The sequence below is a fragment of the Roseovarius albus genome, from assembly GCF_900172335.1.
In the GTDB taxonomy this organism is placed as follows: Bacteria; Pseudomonadota; Alphaproteobacteria; order Rhodobacterales; family Rhodobacteraceae; genus Roseovarius; species Roseovarius albus.
In genome coordinates this window covers 200,692-218,879 of the sequence record NZ_FWFX01000006.1, presented here as the reverse complement: position 1 = coordinate 218,879, position 18,188 = coordinate 200,692, and the positions used below count along the sequence as shown (strand labels likewise).

Sequence of the window (18,188 nt, the reverse complement as noted above, 5' to 3'; positions counted from 1 at the left end):
ATTGTTCACTTCTTACAGGCCAAAGGGCTGAATCCGCCGAAAAAAACCACTTTTTCAGAAAACACTGTTCCCGTGAATACAGGATAAACATTTTTGAACTTTGCACCCCGAAAAGTAACCGGCTTTAAGAAAGCACAATCGCTAAACATTATCTCATAGCCTGAATCGCTTTCGCCGATAAAAAATAGGGTGCTTATAAAATACGCATAATCAGAAAACAAAGATCGCGCAAAGATTACTGTACCAGCGAATTCAGCACTAATGAAATATGTTGCGCCATTAAAAGCCGAACCAACAAAACTCGCATGCGACTTAAACAAACAATAGTCAAAATCGACTTCGCTTTCGAACTTCGAATTGGAAAATGTTACTCGCTCAAACTCCGTCGAGAAAAACTTCGTCTCCCCATGAAAATGGCAATCTTCGAATTTGGACGTTTCAATAAATACTGTATCAGAAAAATTGACACGCTTAGAAAACACAGATGATGCAAAATCTGCACTGTCTGAAAATTCGGCCGCTTCTAAGGAAATAGAAGATTTGTATTTGGAGTTTCTGAAATTTGCATGCTTCGAAAACGTTGCATTAATGAAGAAAGCAACCGAACAAAATTCCGTTCCCTCAAATCCGGCTTCGTCAAACTTTGCCCCCTTGAAGTCCGCTATTCCTTCAAACAATACATTTGAAAAATCTGCTCTTAGATCGAAGACTACTTCTTGAAAGAGAGTATCTTGACTAAAGACAAAATCTCTACAAATCAGAAAAATCTGAAAATGGCATTTATTTAACTCAATCCCTAAACTTAAATCTGGCAAGCCCGGATAGAGAACTTCGTTTCCATTTCGCCGTATAAATTCTTCTCAATGTAGTTTTGGAATTTCCTCTTGGATTTTTTGGCGGTCTTCATTACTCGGAAGTCTACCTTTAAACTTCTTCTCAATTTTTCTCCACGTTCGACGGTCATTCACTTCGTTAATCTTAGAGTTCCAAGCCGCGACATTCTTCTCATGCAACGCCCAATCAATCTCATCCCCATCTTGCTCTCCATAAAGGGTCATCAACACATACCAGCGGTTTTCATTTGCTGGTTTCAAATCACTCATGGCACGCTCGGGTTAAAAGGTTAATCAACCCCAAATTGCCTGAACGGCGCGACATATTCCACCGCAAACTGTAAATCCGTAGGGTGGGCTTTCAACCCACCGTCCCCGGCCAGCGACCAACACCGCGCGTTTTGTACGAAACCCACGTACAACCTGTACAACTTTTACAAAACTTTGCGGCTTAATGCGCCGCTTGCTTGTCGCTCACCGCGCTCCAGATTGGCATGATGATTTTGCTCACCACCGGGATCAAAACAAACCCAATCGCCAGCCCCAAAATTCCGTCCATCACCGCCTTGGCGCACCATTCCATGAACCCGACATAGGCAGCCGGCACCATGTGCCCAACGGCATAGGCCCAGTCATGAATATGATGCCCCAGCCAGCCATAGCCCATGACTTCAAGACTGTGCACAATGATCGATCCGCCGACCCACAGCATTGCGGCGGTTCCTACAATCATGAGCAATTTCAAAAACTTGGGCATCACTCTTACAATGCCGCGGCCCAGCGATCGGGTCACGCCCAAACGGCCATTCTTGGCCATGAACAGCCCTACATCGTCGGCTTTCACGATCAGGGCAACCGCTCCGTAAACGATCACCGTAATCCCGATGGCCACCGCGGCGAGGATCGCGGTTTGCATCCAGATGTTGGTGGGCGGAATGGCCGACAGCGTGATCGTCATGATCTCAGCCGACAGGATAAAGTCAGTCTTGATCGCCCCTTTGGCCTTTTCTTCCTCAAGGTGCGCGAGATCCTCCTCCTTATCAGTTTGTTTTTCATCATGTTTTTCATGCGGAAATAAAACATGCGCGATCTTTTCAGCACCCTCAAAACACAGGTAAGCGCCACCCAGCAACAGTAGTGGTGCTATCATCCATGGCGCAAATTCAGACAGCAAAAGCGCTGCAGGTAACAAGAATAACAGCTTGTTTTTAAAAGAACCTTTGGTGATCTTCCAAACGATTGGCAGCTCACGTTTGGGAGCGAACCCCTGCACATATTTCGGTGTCACCGCGGCATCATCAATCACCGCCCCCGCCGCCTTGGACCCCGCCTTCAGCGCCTGCGCCGCCACATCATCCACCGACGCCGCCGCCACCTTAGCGATCCCTGCAACATCATCCAGCAGCGCCAGCAACCCGCTCATGGCAGTCCCCTCAATCTCGTTATACGTTTGCTTTACTGTGAAACGTCTGAATGCCGGGTGCAAGACCTGCGGACGATCACCGACACGGAAACATCCTCGTCATTTCGCACTACAGCAATTTGTGATGAAAGTTATCGCTAACACGCAGCAAAGCGGGCTTTTTACGCTTTCACCCGACTGCCACCCATTTTATACCGCAGCCAAACCGCCTGTTCAGGAGAAGACGCAATGACCATCAAAGTTGGCATCAACGGCTTTGGCCGCATCGGCCGCTGCACCCTCGCCCACATCGCAACCAGCACTCGCGACGATATCGAAGTCGTCAAGGTCAATGCGACCGGCCCGCTTGAGACCGCAGCCCACCTGATCAAATACGACAGTGTTCATGGTCGTTTCCCCAATGATATTACTCTGGGTGAGAACTCCATGGATCTGGGCAAAGGCCCGATGCAAATGTATTCGACCTATGATATGGACGAGCTGGATTGGTCCGGTGTTGACGTTGTTCTGGAATGCACCGGCAAATTCAACGACGGTGAGAAAGCCCAAAAGCACCTTGAGCGTGGTGCAAAGAAGGTTCTGCTGTCTGCTCCCGGTAAAAACGTTGATCGCACCGTGGTTTACGGCGTGAACGATGCCGAAATGCTAGCGGGTGAAAACATGATCTCAAACGGATCTTGCACCACCAACTGCCTGGCCCCGGTTGCCAAGGTTTTACACGAAGGCATCGGCATTGAATCGGGCATCATGACCACCATTCACGCCTATACCGGTGACCAGCCCACACTGGACCGCCGTCACAAGGACCTGTACCGCGCCCGCGCTGCGGCGATGTCGATGATCCCTACCTCCACCGGTGCGGCCAAAGCTTTGGGGGAAGTTCTACCAGCGCTCAAAGGTAAATTGGACGGCTCCGCCATCCGTGTCCCAACTGCCAATGTCTCTGCCGTTGATCTGACATTTGTTGCGCAAAGAGACGTGACCGAAGCAGACGTGAATGAAATCGTCGCCGAAGCGGCAGCCGGTCCGCTCAAAGGTGTTCTTGGGTATGATCCGGAGCCAAAGGTCAGCATCGACTTCAACCACACCGAGGAAAGCTCGATCTTTGCGCCAGAGCAAACCAAAGTCATCGGTGGTCGTCTGGTTCGTGTTCTGGCCTGGTATGATAACGAATGGGGATTCTCTTGCCGGATGGCTGATGTGGCCGTTGCGATGGGAAAACTTGGTTAATAATCAAATCCTTGCACTTCAAGGTCCCGTCGGGCATACCCGGTGGGACCTTTTCTTTTGGGTGCGCCAAATGACCAACCAAGTCGCTGTTGCATTAGGTATTTTGATCGTCATCGCCCTTTGCGTCGATGGCATTGTGTTTGACTGGGCGAACACGGTCTTCGTCGGTCAGAAATTCGTCACTCTCGTGGAATGGCTTGCCTTTTGGCGTTAAACCTTACTTTCCGAAACGTTCGATCAGCGCGGATTTGACCGACGGCGTCACGAATTTGGAGATGTCTCCGCCAAGGCGGGCAATTTCCTTAACAAGTTTCGATGCAATTGCCTGATGCCCGGCATCGGCCATCAGGAACACGGTTTCAATGCTGTCGTCGAGAGCGCGATTCATCCCGACCATCTGGAATTCATATTCGAAATCTGCCACAGCGCGCAGCCCACGAATGATAATGCCCGCATCCACATCGCGGGCACAATCGATTAGCAAATTTTCAAAAGGATGTGCAATGATTTCTGTACCGGTTTGCGCACCTAATTTTGCGCATTCTTCCTCAATCATTGCGACACGCTCTTCAAGGGTAAACAAAGGTCCCTTATCGCGATTGATCGCAACACCAATGACCAAACGGTCAACCAAGGCTGATGCCCGACGGATAATGTCGATATGACCCAAAGTGATCGGGTCAAAGGTGCCAGGATAAAGGCCAATGCGCATTTTTTATCTCCGTCTATTCTGGTGCGCACGCAACAATATTGCGCGGCCAAATGCAAGTCATAGAACGAACAGTTATTGAGTGTTTTCGCCTTCAGTGGCCCATGATCATGCCTTGCAAGGCATCTTTTTCCATCGCCAGTTCCTGCATCCGGGCTTTGACCACATCACCGATGGTGACAATCCCGATTAATTTTCCATCTTCCACCACTGGCATGTGGCGAAAACGTCCGTCCGTCATCCGCTTAAGAACCACATCAGAAGTGTCCTGACGCGTGCAGCACACCGGATTGTGCGTCATCATCTTGTCAACGTTCTCATCTAAAGTGCTTGCACCCCGTACACCCAAAGACCTGACAATATCCCGCTCTGACAAAATCCCATCTGGAGTGTTACCTGATTTCGAGACAATCAACACACCAATGCGCCGTTCAGCCAGAATTTGCGTCGCTTCTGAGACTTTGGTGTCAGGTTTAACCGTGGTGACTGCATTGTCGCCTTTGGTGCCAAGGATTTGTTGTACAAGCATGTTGGTCACCTCTTTGAGCAATTATATTTCTTAACAACAGGTTCCGGTATCCTTAAGTCTCTGTCAAGTCTGCGCCTCAAGCCGAGCAACCTCTTTGCGCATGCCATCGACAAGAGCCGCAGAAAATCGATTTTGTCGTTCCAACCGCCGATCATCGGCGTGGCGTACCAAATAAAAACTACGCGTAAGGCTGACCTGATCCGTGAGGATTTTCTTCAATCCATCAAACCAAGGCATCGCAAAATCATGCACGACACCCAAGCCACATCCTTGGCGGACCCAATTGATCTGAACCGAAACAGAATTGGAGGCCAGATGAACACGCTCTAACCCTGTTGCGCTGAGATAATCTAACTCTTTGTCGAATATCATGTCCTGAATATAGCCAATGATCCTGTGCCCTTTCAGATCTTCAAGCGTTTCAATAGGCGGATGTTTTTCCAGATACGCCTCGGAAGCGGCCAAGTGCAGTTTGTAATCGGCAATCCTTTGCACCGTCAGCCTGCGCCCTGCTGTAGGCGGGCTAACGGCCACAACCATATCCGCCTCGCGCCGTGTCAGGTTGAACACGCGTGGCAAGGCCACAATCTGAATTTCAAGGTCGGGATTGGCATTTCCGATTTCTGCGCAGACCTTTGGCAGCAGAAAGTTCGCCGATCCATCCGGGGCGCCAATTCTGATCTGTCCTGTCAGCCCGCCGGTTTTACCTGCCATCTCTTCGGATGCTTCGATCATCGCCTGTTCCATGCGCTCCGCATGGCCCATCAATCGTTGCCCTGCATCTGTCAGCGCGTAACCCGTTGGAGATTTTGCAAAAAGCGGTGCGTTCAGATCATCTTCAAGCCGCGCGACACGCCGCCCGACCGTCGCAGGATCGACTTTGAGAATGCGTCCAGCCCTTGAGAGGCTTTCGCTGCGTGCCACCGCCAAAAAGATCTTGAGATCATCCCAATGCGCATCCATTCATGCGTCCTTTGCATTTTTGCATGATACTTTTGGGATATTGCCTGTTTTACGAATAAAATTGCAATGGTAAACATCATCCAAAGTTAAATGGAGGATCCCATGCAAGAACTCACGCACTTCCTGAATGGTCAGCAAAACAAAGGCACATCGGGCCGTTTTGCGGACGTTTTCAACCCCGCCACTGGCGAAGTTCAGTCGCAATGCCCAATGGCCAGCGTTGATGAAACCACAAAGGCCATCGAAGATGCCGCCGCCGCGCAAGTCGCATGGGGAGCAACCAACCCGCAAAAACGCGCCCGCGTTATGATGGCCATGGTTGGCCTGATGAACCGCGACATGGACAAACTGGCCGAGACCCTGTCCCGCGAGCACGGCAAAACAATCCCAGACGCCAAGGGCGACCTGCAGCGTGGTCTGGAAGTGATCGAATACTGCATCGGTGCGCCTCAGATGCTCAAAGGTGAATTCACCGACAGCGCGGGCCCTGGTATCGATATGTACTCGATGAAGCAGGCTCTGGGCGTTGTGGCTTCGATCATGCCCTTCAACTTCCCTGCAATGATGCCGCTGTGGCACGTTGGTCCTGCTTTAGCCTGCGGTAACGCCGTGGTTCTGAAACCATCCGAGCGTGACCCCTCCGTGCCACTGATGCTGGCTGAACTGTTTGTTGAGGCTGGACTGCCCGCCGGTGTATTCCAGGTTGTGAACGGCGACAAAGAAGCCGTTGATACCCTGCTCGACAGCGAAATCATCCAGGGCGTGTCCTTCGTCGGTTCCACACCGATTGCACAATACATCTATTCCCGCGCAACTGCCAACGGCAAACGCGCGCAGTGTTTTGGCGGCGCCAAGAACCACCTAATCGTCATGCCAGACGCTGATATGGATCAGGCTGCTGATGCCCTGATCGGTGCCGGTTTCGGCGCGGCTGGCGAACGCTGCATGGCGATCTCTGTCGCCGTTCCGGTGGGCGAGGAAACAGCAGATCGTCTGGTTGAAAAGCTGGTACCTCGCATCGAAAGGCTACGTGTTGCCCCCTATACAGACGGCGACGATGTTGATTACGGTCCTGTTGTCACCCGCGAAGCCAAAGAACGCATCATGGGCCTGATCCAGTCCGGCGTTGATCAAGGTGCTGAACTGGTTGTCGATAACCGCGAATTCTCGTTGCAGGGCTATGAAAATGGCTTCTTTGTTGGCCCCCACCTGTTTGACCGCGTCACCCCAGACATGGACATCTACAAGACCGAGATCTTCGGCCCCGTCCTGTCTTGTGTGCGTGCTGGCTCTTACGAGGAAGCAATTGGTCTGGCGATGGACCACGAATACGGCAACGGCACCGCAATCTATACCCGCGATGGTGACACCGCACGCGATTTCGCAAGCCGGATCAACATCGGCATGGTCGGCATCAACGTGCCAATTCCAGTGCCTCTGGCCTATCACACTTTTGGCGGTTGGAAAAAATCCATGTTTGGCGACTTGAACCAGCATGGTCCAGATTCGTTCAAGTTCTACACCCGAACCAAAACCGTTACCGCACGCTGGCCCTCAGGCATCAAGGAAGGTGGCGAGTTCAACTTCAAAGCTATGGACTAAGATTTTAATTATAATAAAGAAAGGGCGGCCGAATGGCCGCTCTTTTTGGCTCTGAATTTTATTGCAACTCCCTCTAATCCAAGGCCTCGATCATCACCTTTGCATTGACACTCTGTTTGGATGCGACTTTCCTAGCGTCATGTACATCAACAGAGAGAGCCCATGACTGCAGCAGCACCAGATTTCACCATTGGCATTGAAGAAGAATATCTATTGGTCGATCAGGACAGTCTAGCTCTGTCAGAAGCCCCTTCTGAGATGATGGAGGCCTGTCAAAGCGAGCTGCAAAATCAGGTTACGCCAGAGTTCCTCAAATGCCAGATCGAAATCGGTACCAAGGTCTGCGTGACTGTCGATGAAGGCCGAGAAGAGCTCAAACGCCTGCGCGCCTGCGTTTCAAAACATGCGGCCAAATACAACCTCGCCCCGATTGCTGCCTCGTGTCATCCGTTTTCAGATTGGCGCGATCAAAGCCATACGGAAAAAGAACGTTATAACGCCCTCTCCTCAGATCTGGCCGGTGTTGTGCGGCGCATGCTCATATGCGGCATGCACGTGCATGTCGGTATTGAACGACCCAATCAGCGCATCGATCTGATGAACCAGCTGTGTTATTTCCTGCCACACCTATTGGCCCTCAGTTGCTCCTCGCCTTTCTGGCAGGGACGCGACACTGGCTTGGATAGTTACCGCCTGACGGTTTTTGACAACTTGCCACGTACCGGTATGCCCCCCAATATGGACAGTTTTGGCGAGTACGAGCGCGCGGTTTCTGCCCTAACCGATTTGGGGGTTATTGAAGACAGTTCCAAAATCTGGTGGGATCTGCGCCCGTCGTCGCGCTTTCCAACCATTGAATCGCGGATCTGCGATGTCCAACCACGGCTCGAACATACACTGACTTTGGCCGCCTTGACGCAGGCTTTAACTCGCATGCTTTGGCGTCTAGCGACCAACAACCAGCGTTGGAGGATCTACGACAATTTTTTGCTTTCCGAAAACCGCTGGCGCGCACAACGTTATGCCACACGAGAAGGTTTGATCGACTTTGGCCGCCACGAGATTGTGCCGATGGAAGAGCTGGTCGAAGAAATGATCGGTCTTGTGCAAGAAGATGCTGAATTCTTCAAGTCCATCAAAGAGGTAGAACGCAGCCGCGAGATCCTCAACACGGGCACCAGCTCTGCGCGGCAACGGCAAACCTATCTCGATGCAATTGAAAATGGATATGATAAAGATCATGCCCTGCAAGCAGTAGTTCGACATCTGATCGAAGAATTCCACACGGATCTTTAAGGCCAATCTCCATCACAACTCCGTGAGGGGCAAAATGCCGCCCCTATTCCCCCTCGTTTTTAAACGTGTCTTTGCCTAAGTTGTCTGGAATTCGAGGCATCAGCAGAGACCCGTTATGACATTGAAGCACCTGAACCGCCGTACTGCGATTGTTACCGGCTTGGCCGCACTTGCGACCCCAAGCTTAATCCGTGCGCAGGAAGCGCCTGAAACCACGCGCCGCAACGCCTCGGCCTTCAAAACCCAACACTGGAGCGATCACTTTGACAGCCTTGGTAAAGGTTGCATCGTGGCGGACATCAGCAGCCGCGCTCTACACTACTGGGACACCAACGAGACCTATATTCTCTACCCCTCTTCCGTGCCGCAAACCGAAGAACTGACTAAACGCGGCTATACCGAAGTGGTACGCAAAGCCGAAAATCCCAGCTGGACACCGACAGCCTCAATGCGGGAACGCGACCCGGACCTACCTGAGCGCATGGAAGGTGGAGAAGCCGGCAATCCACTGGGCACCCGCGCCATGTATTTGGGATGGCCTGCCTATCTGATTCACGGCACCCACGACACCCGCAAGATCGGGCGTAGATCTTCAAGCGGATGCATTGGCCTTTACAATCAACACGTTGAAGCACTTTTTGAAAAAGTGGCTGTCGGAACCCAGGTATTGCTGCTCTAACAACTAAAGCTGCGATGACGCACACCTATGTAATGAATTGATTCATCGGTTTCAGAACGGGTTCTTTGTGAAGGCGCTCCCCGTGGCTTCAATGCTGCGCAGTTTGGACGGCTCGTTAATTAAGACGCCATGATAGATTTGGGGTTAGCAATGTTCGATAACTGCGCGCTTTGATAGGCGCTGATTGCTCTTTTGAAAACCTCTGTCGTCAAGGACGATACTGGCTCCGATCGCTCAAATCGGCCCAAATCTTCGGCAACTATTTTCAAAAGCGCTGGAGGTAAATGCCCTACGACCTGCTTCAGGCTTTGCTGCAGGTCAGCGTGCCCTTCATCAATACCCGACTGAAAAGACATGACCGGGTCAGGATACGTTGGCACAAATATAAGATCACTCATCATTACACACTCTTCTAACTCAGAACCCATAAACACATAGGTTCAATACTCGTTTTACGATTTCAATTATTGTTAAACAATTGGGCGAAAATGGGGCATTTTTCAAAGAAAAAAATTGACGTAAAGTCAACCTGCCAAAGAAGATATTAAATTTTCACAATAACTTACCCTGACTATCTAGCGCTATAATAGCACACCGCACAAGAACACTATGCTCGATACAAGCACCTGATAGGGTTGCCATATGGACAATATGCACGTTAATTAAACACACGTTCATTTCTATAATTGCGAGGCCCGCGATGGATTTTGCTCTAAGCCAAGAACAAAACGCGATTTTCGATATGGCCTATGCCTTTGGGCAAGAGCACATCGCCCCCTTTGCGCAAGAATGGGAACGTGCCGGCACCATTCCAAAAGAGCTGTGGTTAGAGATCGCACAGCTTGGATTTGGCGGGCTTTACGTGTCTGAAGACAACGGCGGTGCAGGGCTAACACGATTGGATGCCACGCTTGTGTTTGAAGCGCTCTCCATGGCCTGCCCCTCAGTTGCGGCCTTTCTGTCGATCCACAACATGTGTGCCAAGATGATTGACAGTTTTGCCACACCGGACCTGAAATCTCGCATGATGACCGACGTTTTGGCCATGAAAACAGTACTGTCCTACTGTTTGACCGAGCCGGGCTCAGGCTCCGATGCCTCAGCTTTGAAAACTCGAGCTGAATCGACGCGAGATGGCTATGCCCTCACTGGAACCAAAGCGTTCATTTCCGGCGGCGGCTATTCAGATGGCTATGTGGTTATGGCTCGAACAGGCCAAGACGGCCCCAAGGGCATTTCAGCATTTTACATCGAAGACGGCAGTAAAGGGCTGTCGTTTGGCGGACTGGAAGACAAGATGGGCTGGCGCAGCCAACCCACACGACAGGTCCAATTTGATGACTGCCTCACCCCATCCGAAAACCTGTTAGGGCAAGAAGGACACGGTTTTAAATACGCCATGATGGGACTGGATGGTGGACGGTTGAACATCTCAGCCTGCTCCTTGGGCGCCGCCCAACAGGCGTTGACCCAAACCCTTGCCTATATGGCTGAACGCCGCGCCTTTGGCCGCAGTATCGACCAGTTTCAAGCGCTGCAATTTCGCCTGGCCGATCTAGAGATCGAACTGCAAGCCGCCCGTATGTTCCTGCGCCAGGCGGCATGGAAACTCGATACAGGCGCGCCCGACGCAACCAAGTTCTGCGCCATGGCTAAGAAGTTCGTGACCGAGACCGGATCTAACACCGTCAACCAATGCCTGCAGTTGCACGGCGGTTATGGCTATCTGGCCGACTACGGCATCGAAAAACTCGTGCGCGACCTGCGCGTGCATGAGATACTCGAAGGGACAAACGAAATCATGCGCCTGATTGTGGCGCGGGATCTGTTGGATAACAAATGAGCCAAGTATTTCTGAGACTTAAGATTATTTTTAGAAAACTGCACTTAGGGCTCGTCAAAAACCTCGGCCCTGATTCAGGGCTAATTACCTCAGTGATTTATGGATGGATATGTTTGATAATTTGGCTAGCCTATTTGAGCGCTCCGATAATCTTCTCCGGCTCGCTGATGGTTTTGGCCTCAGAGAATATTATGATAATTGGAGATCTTGCGTTGAGCATTATCATTATGATTTCAACACTGTTCTTTATAATTTGCTGCGCTTGGATATTTCGTCAAATGCAATCCGATCTTTGTGGTTTCAGAGGACGCAATCCAAGAGAATGGGTAAATCGAGTATCCAAATTGGAACAACTGATCAAAAACTTGGAAAGAAATCGTGCCTGACATCCACATCCGCACTCAAGGCCACGCCGGGCGTATCACACTCAACCGGCCACAGGCGCACAATGCCATCACATATGAGATGTGTCTGGAGATCGAGTTAGCCCTGATCAACTGGCTCTCTGACGACAATGTTAAACTGGTCATCATTGACGCCGAAGGCGACAAAGCCTTTTGCGCCGGGGGTGATATTCAGGATCTCTACAAAGCTGGCCGTGCAGGCGACTTTGCTTATGGTCAAACCTTCTGGCGCGATGAATATCGCCTGAATGCGTTGATCGCGGACTATCCCAAACCCTATGTCGCCTTCATGCAGGGCTTCACCATGGGCGGCGGGGTTGGCATTTCCTGCCACGGATCGCACCGGATCGTCTGTGAAAACAGCCAGATCGCCATGCCCGAGGTCAGCATCGGCCTGGTGCCGGATGTGGGCGGCAGCCTGCTGCTGGCGCGTGCACCGGGGCGGTTAGGCGAATATCTGGGCACTTCTGCGGCCCGAATGCAGGCAGATTGCGCCATCTTTGCTGGCTTCGCAGACACTTATATCCCTCGTACACAATGGCCCGGTTTAATCGAAACGCTTTGTGAAACCGGGAATGTCGCGATCTTGGAACAACACAGCAAACCCGCCATCAGCGGCCCCCTGCGCGATCAAGCTACGCAGATCAATCGGTTTTTCGGCGGTGAGGCTTTGCGCGATATCAAGAATGCTCTGGTGGCAAACAACTCTGACTTTGCCAACGAAACCCTTAAAATGATGGCACGTAATTCACCGTTGGCCATGGCCACTGCGGTTGAACTGATCCACCGCGTGCGTAGCCCCAACGCCACCATACAGCGTGCGCTTGAGATGGAATATCGCTTTACTTTCCGGGCACAGGAAAAGGGCGATTTCCTCGAAGGGATCCGCGCTGCCGTTATCGATAAGGACCGCAGTCCTGAATGGCTGCACAGCTTTGACAATCCCCCTGCCCTTGAGGTGTCGCAAATGCTGATGCCCTTGGGCAAGAACACCCTGACTTTTGAGCATAAGGACGCCACATCATGAAAATTGGTTTTATCGGGCTGGGCAATATGGGTGGGCCTATGGCCGCCAATCTGATCAAAGCCGGGCATGAGGTCGTAGGGTTCGATACAGCAGATGTCTGCGTCGACGGGCTGGCAATGGCTGCGAGCGCCGCAGAAGCCGCAACAAATTCCGAAGTGGTCATCACCATGCTGCCCAACGGCGCGATCCTGCGCAGCGTGGCAGATCAGATCATTCCCGCCATGGGTAACGGATCCACGCTGATTGATTGCTCAACCGTCGATGTCGAAAGCGCCCGCGCGGTGGATGACCAGACCACCGCAGCCGGGTTGCTGTTTGTCGACGCTCCAGTGTCTGGCGGTGTCGGTGGCGCCTCTGCTGGTACGCTCACATTCATGGCAGGCGGGTCTGATGCTGCATTTGCCGTGGCAGAGCCGCTGTTCGATATCATGGGTCAAAAAGCCGTGCATTGCGGCGCAGCAGGCGCAGGTCAAGCCGCCAAGATCTGTAACAATATGATCTTAGGCGTCACTATGATCGCTACCTGCGAAGCCTTTGCTTTGGCCGACAAACTGGGGTTAGATCGCTCCAAGATGTTCGATGTGGTCTCCACCTCTTCGGGTTACAGCTGGACGATGAACGCCTACTGCCCCGCCCCCGGCGTTGGCCCAAAATCGCCTGCAGACAACGATTACCAACCGGGTTTCGCCTCTGAGCTGATGCTCAAAGACCTTGGGCTTAGCCAACAAGCCGCCGCCAGTGCCGATGCCGACACACCGATGGGACAACTGGCATTGGAGCTCTATCAGCGTTTCGTCGAAGACGAAGATGGCTTGGGCAAAGACTTCTCCGCCATGCTGCCCCGGTTCCAACATCGCGGGCGCAAATAAACCGCCATCGCGCGCGGGATTACGCGCAACTTGATATCTGCTGTGTCCATTGGCCGAGTGCCGGATTAAACTCGACCGCGGGAATCTTTGGAACCAATCCGAAATGGGCACATCATGCAAACCTCTCTGATCGGCTTTGTCGCAGCTATCGCAATGGCCTTCAGCCCCTCGTTCGCCGTTGCAAATAACGGTAAGGGCAAGAAGAAAAACCACAAGAATGATGGTTTTGAGGTCCAGCGCGTTGCCCCGCAAGGCGGCTCAAACTACGGTCATTGCCCGCCAGGCCTAGCCAAGAAGAACATTCCTTGCGTTCCTCCCGGACAGGCCAAGAAATACTATGGTGTAGGTGAATACCTTCCTGGCGGATACCATCGTATCAAAAACCCATCAAAATATGGGTTTCGCAAAAATGGCTATCATGTCCGCCTAGGAGACTATGTCTACACGATTAACGAGGACACCCACGAAATCTTGAATGTGATCGGCGCGGTTGCCGATGTGCTAGATTAAAGCGTCAAACTCTATTCCGCCGCAACCATCCGCGCCTCAAGCATTGGTTTGAGGTAGTGACCAGTATGACTGCGCGGCGCTTTGGCCACCTCCTCTGGTGTACCCTGCGCCACAATCTCTCCGCCACCATCGCCGCCCTCGGGGCCAATGTCGATAATATGATCAGCGGTTTTCACCACATCCAGATTGTGTTCGATCACGATCACAGAGTTCCCACCATCGACCAATTCATGGAGCACTTCCAGCAGCTTACGCACATCCTCGAAATGCAGGCCGGTGGTCGGCTCGTCCAATATGTAAAGTGTCCGTCCAGTCGAGCGTTTCGCAAGTTCCTTTGACAGTTTCACCCGCTGCGCTTCACCACCAGATAGGGTCGTCGCCTGTTGGCCTACCTTGATATAACCAAGCCCTACCCGTGCCAGCGCATCCATCTTGTCTCGAATGGACGGGATCGCTTTGAAAAACTCCTGCGCGTCCTCAACAGTCATATCCAGCACGTCAGCAATAGATTTGCCTTTGAACTTAATCTCCAACGTCTCTCGGTTATAGCGCGCGCCCTGACAGGTTTCGCAGGTGACATAGACATCGGGCAGAAAGTGCATCTCGATCTTGATCACACCATCACCCTGACAGGCTTCACACCGCCCGCCTTTGACGTTGAAGGAAAAGCGACCGGGCTTGTAACCCCGCGCCTTGGCCTCGGGCAGTCCGGCAAACCAATCGCGGATCGGGGTAAAGGCCCCGGTATAGGTGGCCGGGTTTGAGCGTGGTGTCCGCCCGATGGGCCGCTGATCGATATCAATGACCTTATCGAGATGCTCCAGCCCCTTAATCGTCTCACAGGGTGCGGGCGTCTGCCGCGCGCCGTTCAAGCGCATACTTGCAGTTTTGAACAAGGTCTCAATCGTCAGGGTCGACTTACCGCCGCCAGAAACCCCTGTTACACAGACAAACTGACCCAGTGGGAATTTTGCATCGACTTCCTTAAGGTTATTCCCTGTTGCCTTGATAACGTTAAGAGATTTTCCATTTCCCTTCCGGCGTTCCTCGGGAATGGATATCTCACGCTGACCGGTTAGATACTGCCCCGTGATTGATGCCGCGTCGGCCTGAATTTGATCCGGCGTACCGTGGCTGACCACCGCGCCTCCATGAACTCCGGCCCCGGGACCGATGTCGAAAACATAATCTGCGGTGCGAATGGCATCTTCGTCATGCTCAACAACAATCACCGTATTGCCCTGATCGCGCAGGTTTTGCAGCGTCTCCAAAAGCCGCCCATTGTCGCGCTGGTGCAGGCCGATGCTCGGCTCGTCCAGCACATACAGTACCCCGGTCAAACCACTGCCTATCTGGCTCGCCAGTCTGATCCGCTGGCTTTCGCCGCCCGAAAGCGTCCCGGCATTTCGACTAAGCGTCAGATATTCCAGACCAACATTGTTTAGGAATCCGAGGCGTTCGCGAATTTCCTTCAAAATCGCCCGCGCGATCTCGTTTTTTTGCGCTGTCAGATGCTCTGGCACCGTCTCGCACCAATCAAATGCCTCGCGGATCGACATCTGCACCACATGCCCCACATGCAGGTCCGCAATTTTCACCGCCAGAGCCTCTTCGCGTAATCGGTACCCTTCACATGTGCCGCAAGGTCGGTTGTTCTGATAACGTTCGAACTCTTCGCGCACCCAGTTGCTATCGGTTTCACGATAGCGCCGCTCCATATTGGGAATCACACCCTCGAAGACGCGACTAATCTGATAGACCCGCCCGCCCTCGTCATAGCGAAACTCGATCTCTTCCTCGCCTGAGCCATAGAGGAACACCTGCTTCACATGTGCCGGCAGATCCTTCCACTTGTCGTTCTTGTCAAACCCGTAATGTTTGGCAATGGCTTCAATCGTTTGCAGGAAATAAGGTGATTTGCCTTTCCGCCATGGCGCCAGCGCCCCGTCATAGACCTTGAGCGCCTCATCTGGCACCACTAGACGTTCGTCAAAGAACAATTCCATCCCCAACCCGTCACAGTCCGGACAGGCCCCAAATGGCGCATTGAAAGAAAACAGGCGCGGTTCAATCTCTGGAATAGTGAAACCGCTGACCGGACAGGCGAATTTCTCACTAAATGTAGTGCGCTCTGGGTCTCCCTCTCGCGGAGCTGTTTCCAGAACCGCAATTCCCTCCGCCAGATCCAACGCGGTGCGGAAACTGTCTGCCAGACGCGTCTCGATCCCCTCTTTCACAACGAGGCGATCCACCACAACATCAATGTCATGGCGAAACTTCTTGTCCAATGTGGGCGGCTCATCCAGTTCGTAAAACTGCCCATCCACTTTGACCCTCTGAAAGCCCTGCTTGCGCAGTTCCAGAAACTCCTTGCGATACTCACCTTTCCGGTCCCGCACGATAGGAGCCAGAAGATAAGCGCGCATGCCCTCTTCCATATCCATCACTCGGTCGACCATGTCTTGCACCTGTTGTGCCTCAATCGGTTTACCGGTCGCAGGGCTATATGGCGTGCCCACACGCGCAAAGAGCAAACGCATATAGTCGTAAATCTCGGTGACCGTGCCAACCGTCGAGCGTGGATTCTTGCTGGTGGTTTTTTGCTCGATTGAGATCGCCGGAGACAACCCGCTGATGTGATCCACATCGGGTTTTTCCATCATATCCAAGAACTGACGCGCATAGGCCGAAAGGCTTTCAACATAGCGTCGCTGGCCCTCGGCATAGATCGTATCAAAGGCCAGGCTGGACTTTCCAGAGCCAGAAAGCCCGGTGATCACAACCAGTTCATTGCGCGGAATATCCACATCAATGTTCTTCAGGTTATGCTCGCGCGCACCGCGCACTTCAATATTCTTTAACTCGGCCATCTGTGCCCCCGGATAATAGGTGGTTAACAGATATAGAACTCTGACTGAGTCTCCAACCAGAAAATGAGAACAATAAGGGAACATATATTTCCAGAAGCGTGCATCTGGGGCTCTGCCCCAGACGCCGAGATATTTACAGTCAGATGAAATAAACGCGTTGTTAATCAATATTCCATAGTTCTGTTTCTGCGGTACAGGCGGAGACGCCGATGACCGTGTCAGGTGAAACCCTCTGGCACAGCAGCCAGAGGGCGGATCCACAATTCATCTGACCATAAATATCTCCGCCGGAGGCAAATCCGAGGAGGACGCCAGAGGCGAACGACGAGATATAAAGCGCGCGCCAAAGGCGCGCTCAATTTCATTCAGTGATGTCGAAGCACACAAAAGGTGATCCTTTTGGATACAATATGTCTTGCAAGAGGCCTACCTTTCGGCTTTGGATAAAGCATCAGGGCTATTTGCGCCCGCTTGCTTCCGGAATATGACGATGAATAATCTCAACGGCATCTTGCTTGTGATCGCCTCTATGGCTGCTTTCACCGTTGAGGATATGTTTATCAAACAGCTTTCGACCTCAGTATCGGTGGGCCAAATTCTGATTATTCTGGGACTTGGCAGTGCCACGATCTTTGCGCTCTTGGCGCGACGCAAGGGGCATTCTCTTACCGCAGCTACGGCCTGGAAGCCCCTGTTCTTGATGCGCGCATTTGCCGAAGCCATTGCCGCCATGAGCTTTGCCACCGCCCTGTCCTTGGTCGATATTTCAACCGTCGCAGCCGTGTTTCAAGCCACGCCTTTGGCCGTCACCATGGGAGCTGCGCTTTTCCTAGGGGAAACCGTTGGTTGGCGGCGCTGGAGTGCGGTTTGCGTTGGTTTCATTGGGGTTATACTAATCATCCGCCCGGGCTTAGATGGGTTTGAGCCTCCAGCCCTCTTTGCTCTCATCGCAGTCGTGGGGGTTTGTGCACGGGATCTGATCACGCGCAAGCTCGACAACAATGTCTCATCCGCTGTTGTCTCTTTTCAGGGCTTCGCTGCCCTTATTCCCGCAGGTATCGTATTGATGTTGATCACTGGCAGCGCACCAATCAGTGTGGAAAGCACACAAGCTATGATGTTTGTTGGCGGTATCATCTTTGGTGCGATGGGCTATTACGGCATCGTCGCGGCCATGCGTGTTGGCGAGGCCTCGGCCGTCATGCCGTTCCGTTATACTCGTCTGGTGTTTTCGATGCTAGTCGGCATCGTCGTTTTTGGCGAACGCCCTGATCTGGTCACTCTTTTCGGGGCCAGCCTGATCATCGGAAGTGGACTTTACACCTTCTTACGGGAACGCGCCTTGGCCCAACCGGCATAGTGCTTCCCCTGCGACATGTTACCGCTAACATCGCTATATGT

18 protein-coding genes are annotated in these 18,188 nt (G+C 52.3%); 10 read left to right on the top strand and 8 right to left on the bottom strand.

The genetic code is table 11. The annotated features are described in order from the left end of the window. Positions 1 to 5: 5 nt before the first annotated feature. The 3 genes from ROA7450_RS11375 to ROA7450_RS11365 form a co-directional block, all read right to left on the bottom strand. Positions 6 to 815: a pentapeptide repeat-containing protein gene (locus tag ROA7450_RS11375; RefSeq protein ID WP_159454036.1), complete on the bottom strand. Its 810-nt coding sequence runs from the start codon at positions 813 to 815 to the stop codon at positions 6 to 8. 45 nt (positions 816 to 860) lie between these two features. Then, positions 861 to 1,103 (bottom strand): hypothetical protein, encoded by a 243-nt coding sequence (locus ROA7450_RS11370; RefSeq protein ID WP_143534429.1) that lies wholly within the window; start codon positions 1,101 to 1,103, stop codon positions 861 to 863. 181 nt (positions 1,104 to 1,284) lie between these two features. Then, the gene (locus tag ROA7450_RS11365) at positions 1,285 to 2,256 is read right to left on the bottom strand and encodes a DUF808 domain-containing protein (RefSeq protein WP_085805834.1); all 972 of its coding nucleotides are present in this window, start codon (positions 2,254 to 2,256) and stop codon (positions 1,285 to 1,287) included. Positions 2,257 to 2,484: 228 nt separating this feature from the next. On the opposite strand from ROA7450_RS11365, the gene gap reads away from it, so the two are divergent. Continuing rightward, complete coding sequence (gap, locus tag ROA7450_RS11360; RefSeq protein WP_085805833.1) at positions 2,485 to 3,486, top strand: type I glyceraldehyde-3-phosphate dehydrogenase; 1,002 nt, start codon at positions 2,485 to 2,487, stop codon at positions 3,484 to 3,486. 70 nt (positions 3,487 to 3,556) lie between these two features. Further along, positions 3,557 to 3,700 carry a hypothetical protein gene (locus tag ROA7450_RS21175; protein WP_200812953.1) on the top strand — a complete coding sequence of 48 codons (144 nt, stop codon included), beginning with the start codon at positions 3,557 to 3,559 and terminating at the stop codon, positions 3,698 to 3,700. 3 nt (positions 3,701 to 3,703) lie between these two features. Here the strand turns inward: ROA7450_RS21175 and coaD are convergent, their stop codons facing one another. The 3 genes from coaD to ROA7450_RS11340 form a co-directional block, all read right to left on the bottom strand. Continuing rightward, positions 3,704 to 4,198, bottom strand: coding sequence for a pantetheine-phosphate adenylyltransferase (gene coaD, locus ROA7450_RS11350; RefSeq protein ID WP_085805831.1), 495 nt, complete (start codon positions 4,196 to 4,198; stop codon positions 3,704 to 3,706). A 91-nt stretch (positions 4,199 to 4,289) separates the two neighbouring features. Beyond that, a complete protein-coding gene (locus ROA7450_RS11345) occupies positions 4,290 to 4,724 on the bottom strand; it encodes a CBS domain-containing protein (RefSeq protein ID WP_085805963.1) in 435 nt (144 codons plus the stop codon). A 63-nt stretch (positions 4,725 to 4,787) separates the two neighbouring features. Continuing rightward, positions 4,788 to 5,687: a LysR family transcriptional regulator gene (locus tag ROA7450_RS11340; protein ID WP_085805830.1), complete on the bottom strand. Its 900-nt coding sequence runs from the start codon at positions 5,685 to 5,687 to the stop codon at positions 4,788 to 4,790. Positions 5,688 to 5,789: 102 nt separating this feature from the next. Here ROA7450_RS11340 and ROA7450_RS11335 point away from each other — a divergent pair, with 102 nt between their 5' ends. The 3 genes from ROA7450_RS11335 to ROA7450_RS11325 all read left to right on the top strand — a co-directional run bounded on the left by ROA7450_RS11335 (position 5,790) and on the right by ROA7450_RS11325 (position 9,264). Further along, the gene (locus tag ROA7450_RS11335) at positions 5,790 to 7,289 is read left to right on the top strand and encodes a CoA-acylating methylmalonate-semialdehyde dehydrogenase (RefSeq protein ID WP_085805829.1); all 1,500 of its coding nucleotides are present in this window, start codon (positions 5,790 to 5,792) and stop codon (positions 7,287 to 7,289) included. A gap of 162 nt (positions 7,290 to 7,451) precedes the next feature. Further along, on the top strand, positions 7,452 to 8,585 hold the full coding sequence (locus ROA7450_RS11330; RefSeq protein ID WP_085805828.1) for a carboxylate-amine ligase: 1,134 nt from the start codon (positions 7,452 to 7,454) through the stop codon (positions 8,583 to 8,585). Positions 8,586 to 8,700: 115 nt separating this feature from the next. Beyond that, the gene (locus ROA7450_RS11325; RefSeq protein WP_085805827.1) at positions 8,701 to 9,264 is read left to right on the top strand and encodes a L,D-transpeptidase; all 564 of its coding nucleotides are present in this window, start codon (positions 8,701 to 8,703) and stop codon (positions 9,262 to 9,264) included. 119 nt (positions 9,265 to 9,383) lie between these two features. Here the strand turns inward: ROA7450_RS11325 and ROA7450_RS11320 are convergent, their stop codons facing one another. Beyond that, positions 9,384 to 9,692, bottom strand: coding sequence for a hypothetical protein (locus tag ROA7450_RS11320; RefSeq protein WP_085805826.1), 309 nt, complete (start codon positions 9,690 to 9,692; stop codon positions 9,384 to 9,386). Between the two features lie 272 nt (positions 9,693 to 9,964). On the opposite strand from ROA7450_RS11320, the gene ROA7450_RS11315 reads away from it, so the two are divergent. The 4 genes from ROA7450_RS11315 (at position 9,965) to ROA7450_RS11295 (ending at position 13,917) form a co-directional block, all read left to right on the top strand. Continuing rightward, entirely contained in the window at positions 9,965 to 11,107 is a 1,143-nt protein-coding gene (locus tag ROA7450_RS11315) for an acyl-CoA dehydrogenase family protein (protein WP_085805825.1), read from the top strand. Positions 11,108 to 11,485: 378 nt separating this feature from the next. Continuing rightward, on the top strand, positions 11,486 to 12,538 hold the full coding sequence (locus ROA7450_RS11305) for an enoyl-CoA hydratase/isomerase family protein (protein ID WP_085805823.1): 1,053 nt from the start codon (positions 11,486 to 11,488) through the stop codon (positions 12,536 to 12,538). Beyond that, entirely contained in the window at positions 12,535 to 13,407 is an 873-nt protein-coding gene (mmsB, locus tag ROA7450_RS11300) for a 3-hydroxyisobutyrate dehydrogenase (protein ID WP_085805822.1), read from the top strand. The genes ROA7450_RS11305 and mmsB overlap by 4 nt, the downstream gene beginning before the upstream one ends. A 114-nt stretch (positions 13,408 to 13,521) precedes the next feature. Then, the gene (locus ROA7450_RS11295) at positions 13,522 to 13,917 is read left to right on the top strand and encodes a hypothetical protein (protein ID WP_085805821.1); all 396 of its coding nucleotides are present in this window, start codon (positions 13,522 to 13,524) and stop codon (positions 13,915 to 13,917) included. Between the two features lie 11 nt (positions 13,918 to 13,928). On the opposite strand, the gene uvrA is transcribed toward ROA7450_RS11295, so the two are convergent. Then, positions 13,929 to 16,787, bottom strand: a complete 2,859-nt coding sequence (uvrA, locus tag ROA7450_RS11290; RefSeq protein ID WP_085805962.1) for an excinuclease ABC subunit UvrA — start codon at positions 16,785 to 16,787, stop codon at positions 13,929 to 13,931. Positions 16,788 to 17,277: 490 nt separating this feature from the next. Here uvrA and ROA7450_RS11285 point away from each other — a divergent pair, with 490 nt between their 5' ends. Continuing rightward, positions 17,278 to 18,147, top strand: coding sequence for a DMT family transporter (locus tag ROA7450_RS11285; RefSeq protein ID WP_085805820.1), 870 nt, complete (start codon positions 17,278 to 17,280; stop codon positions 18,145 to 18,147). Positions 18,148 to 18,188 lie beyond the last annotated feature (41 nt).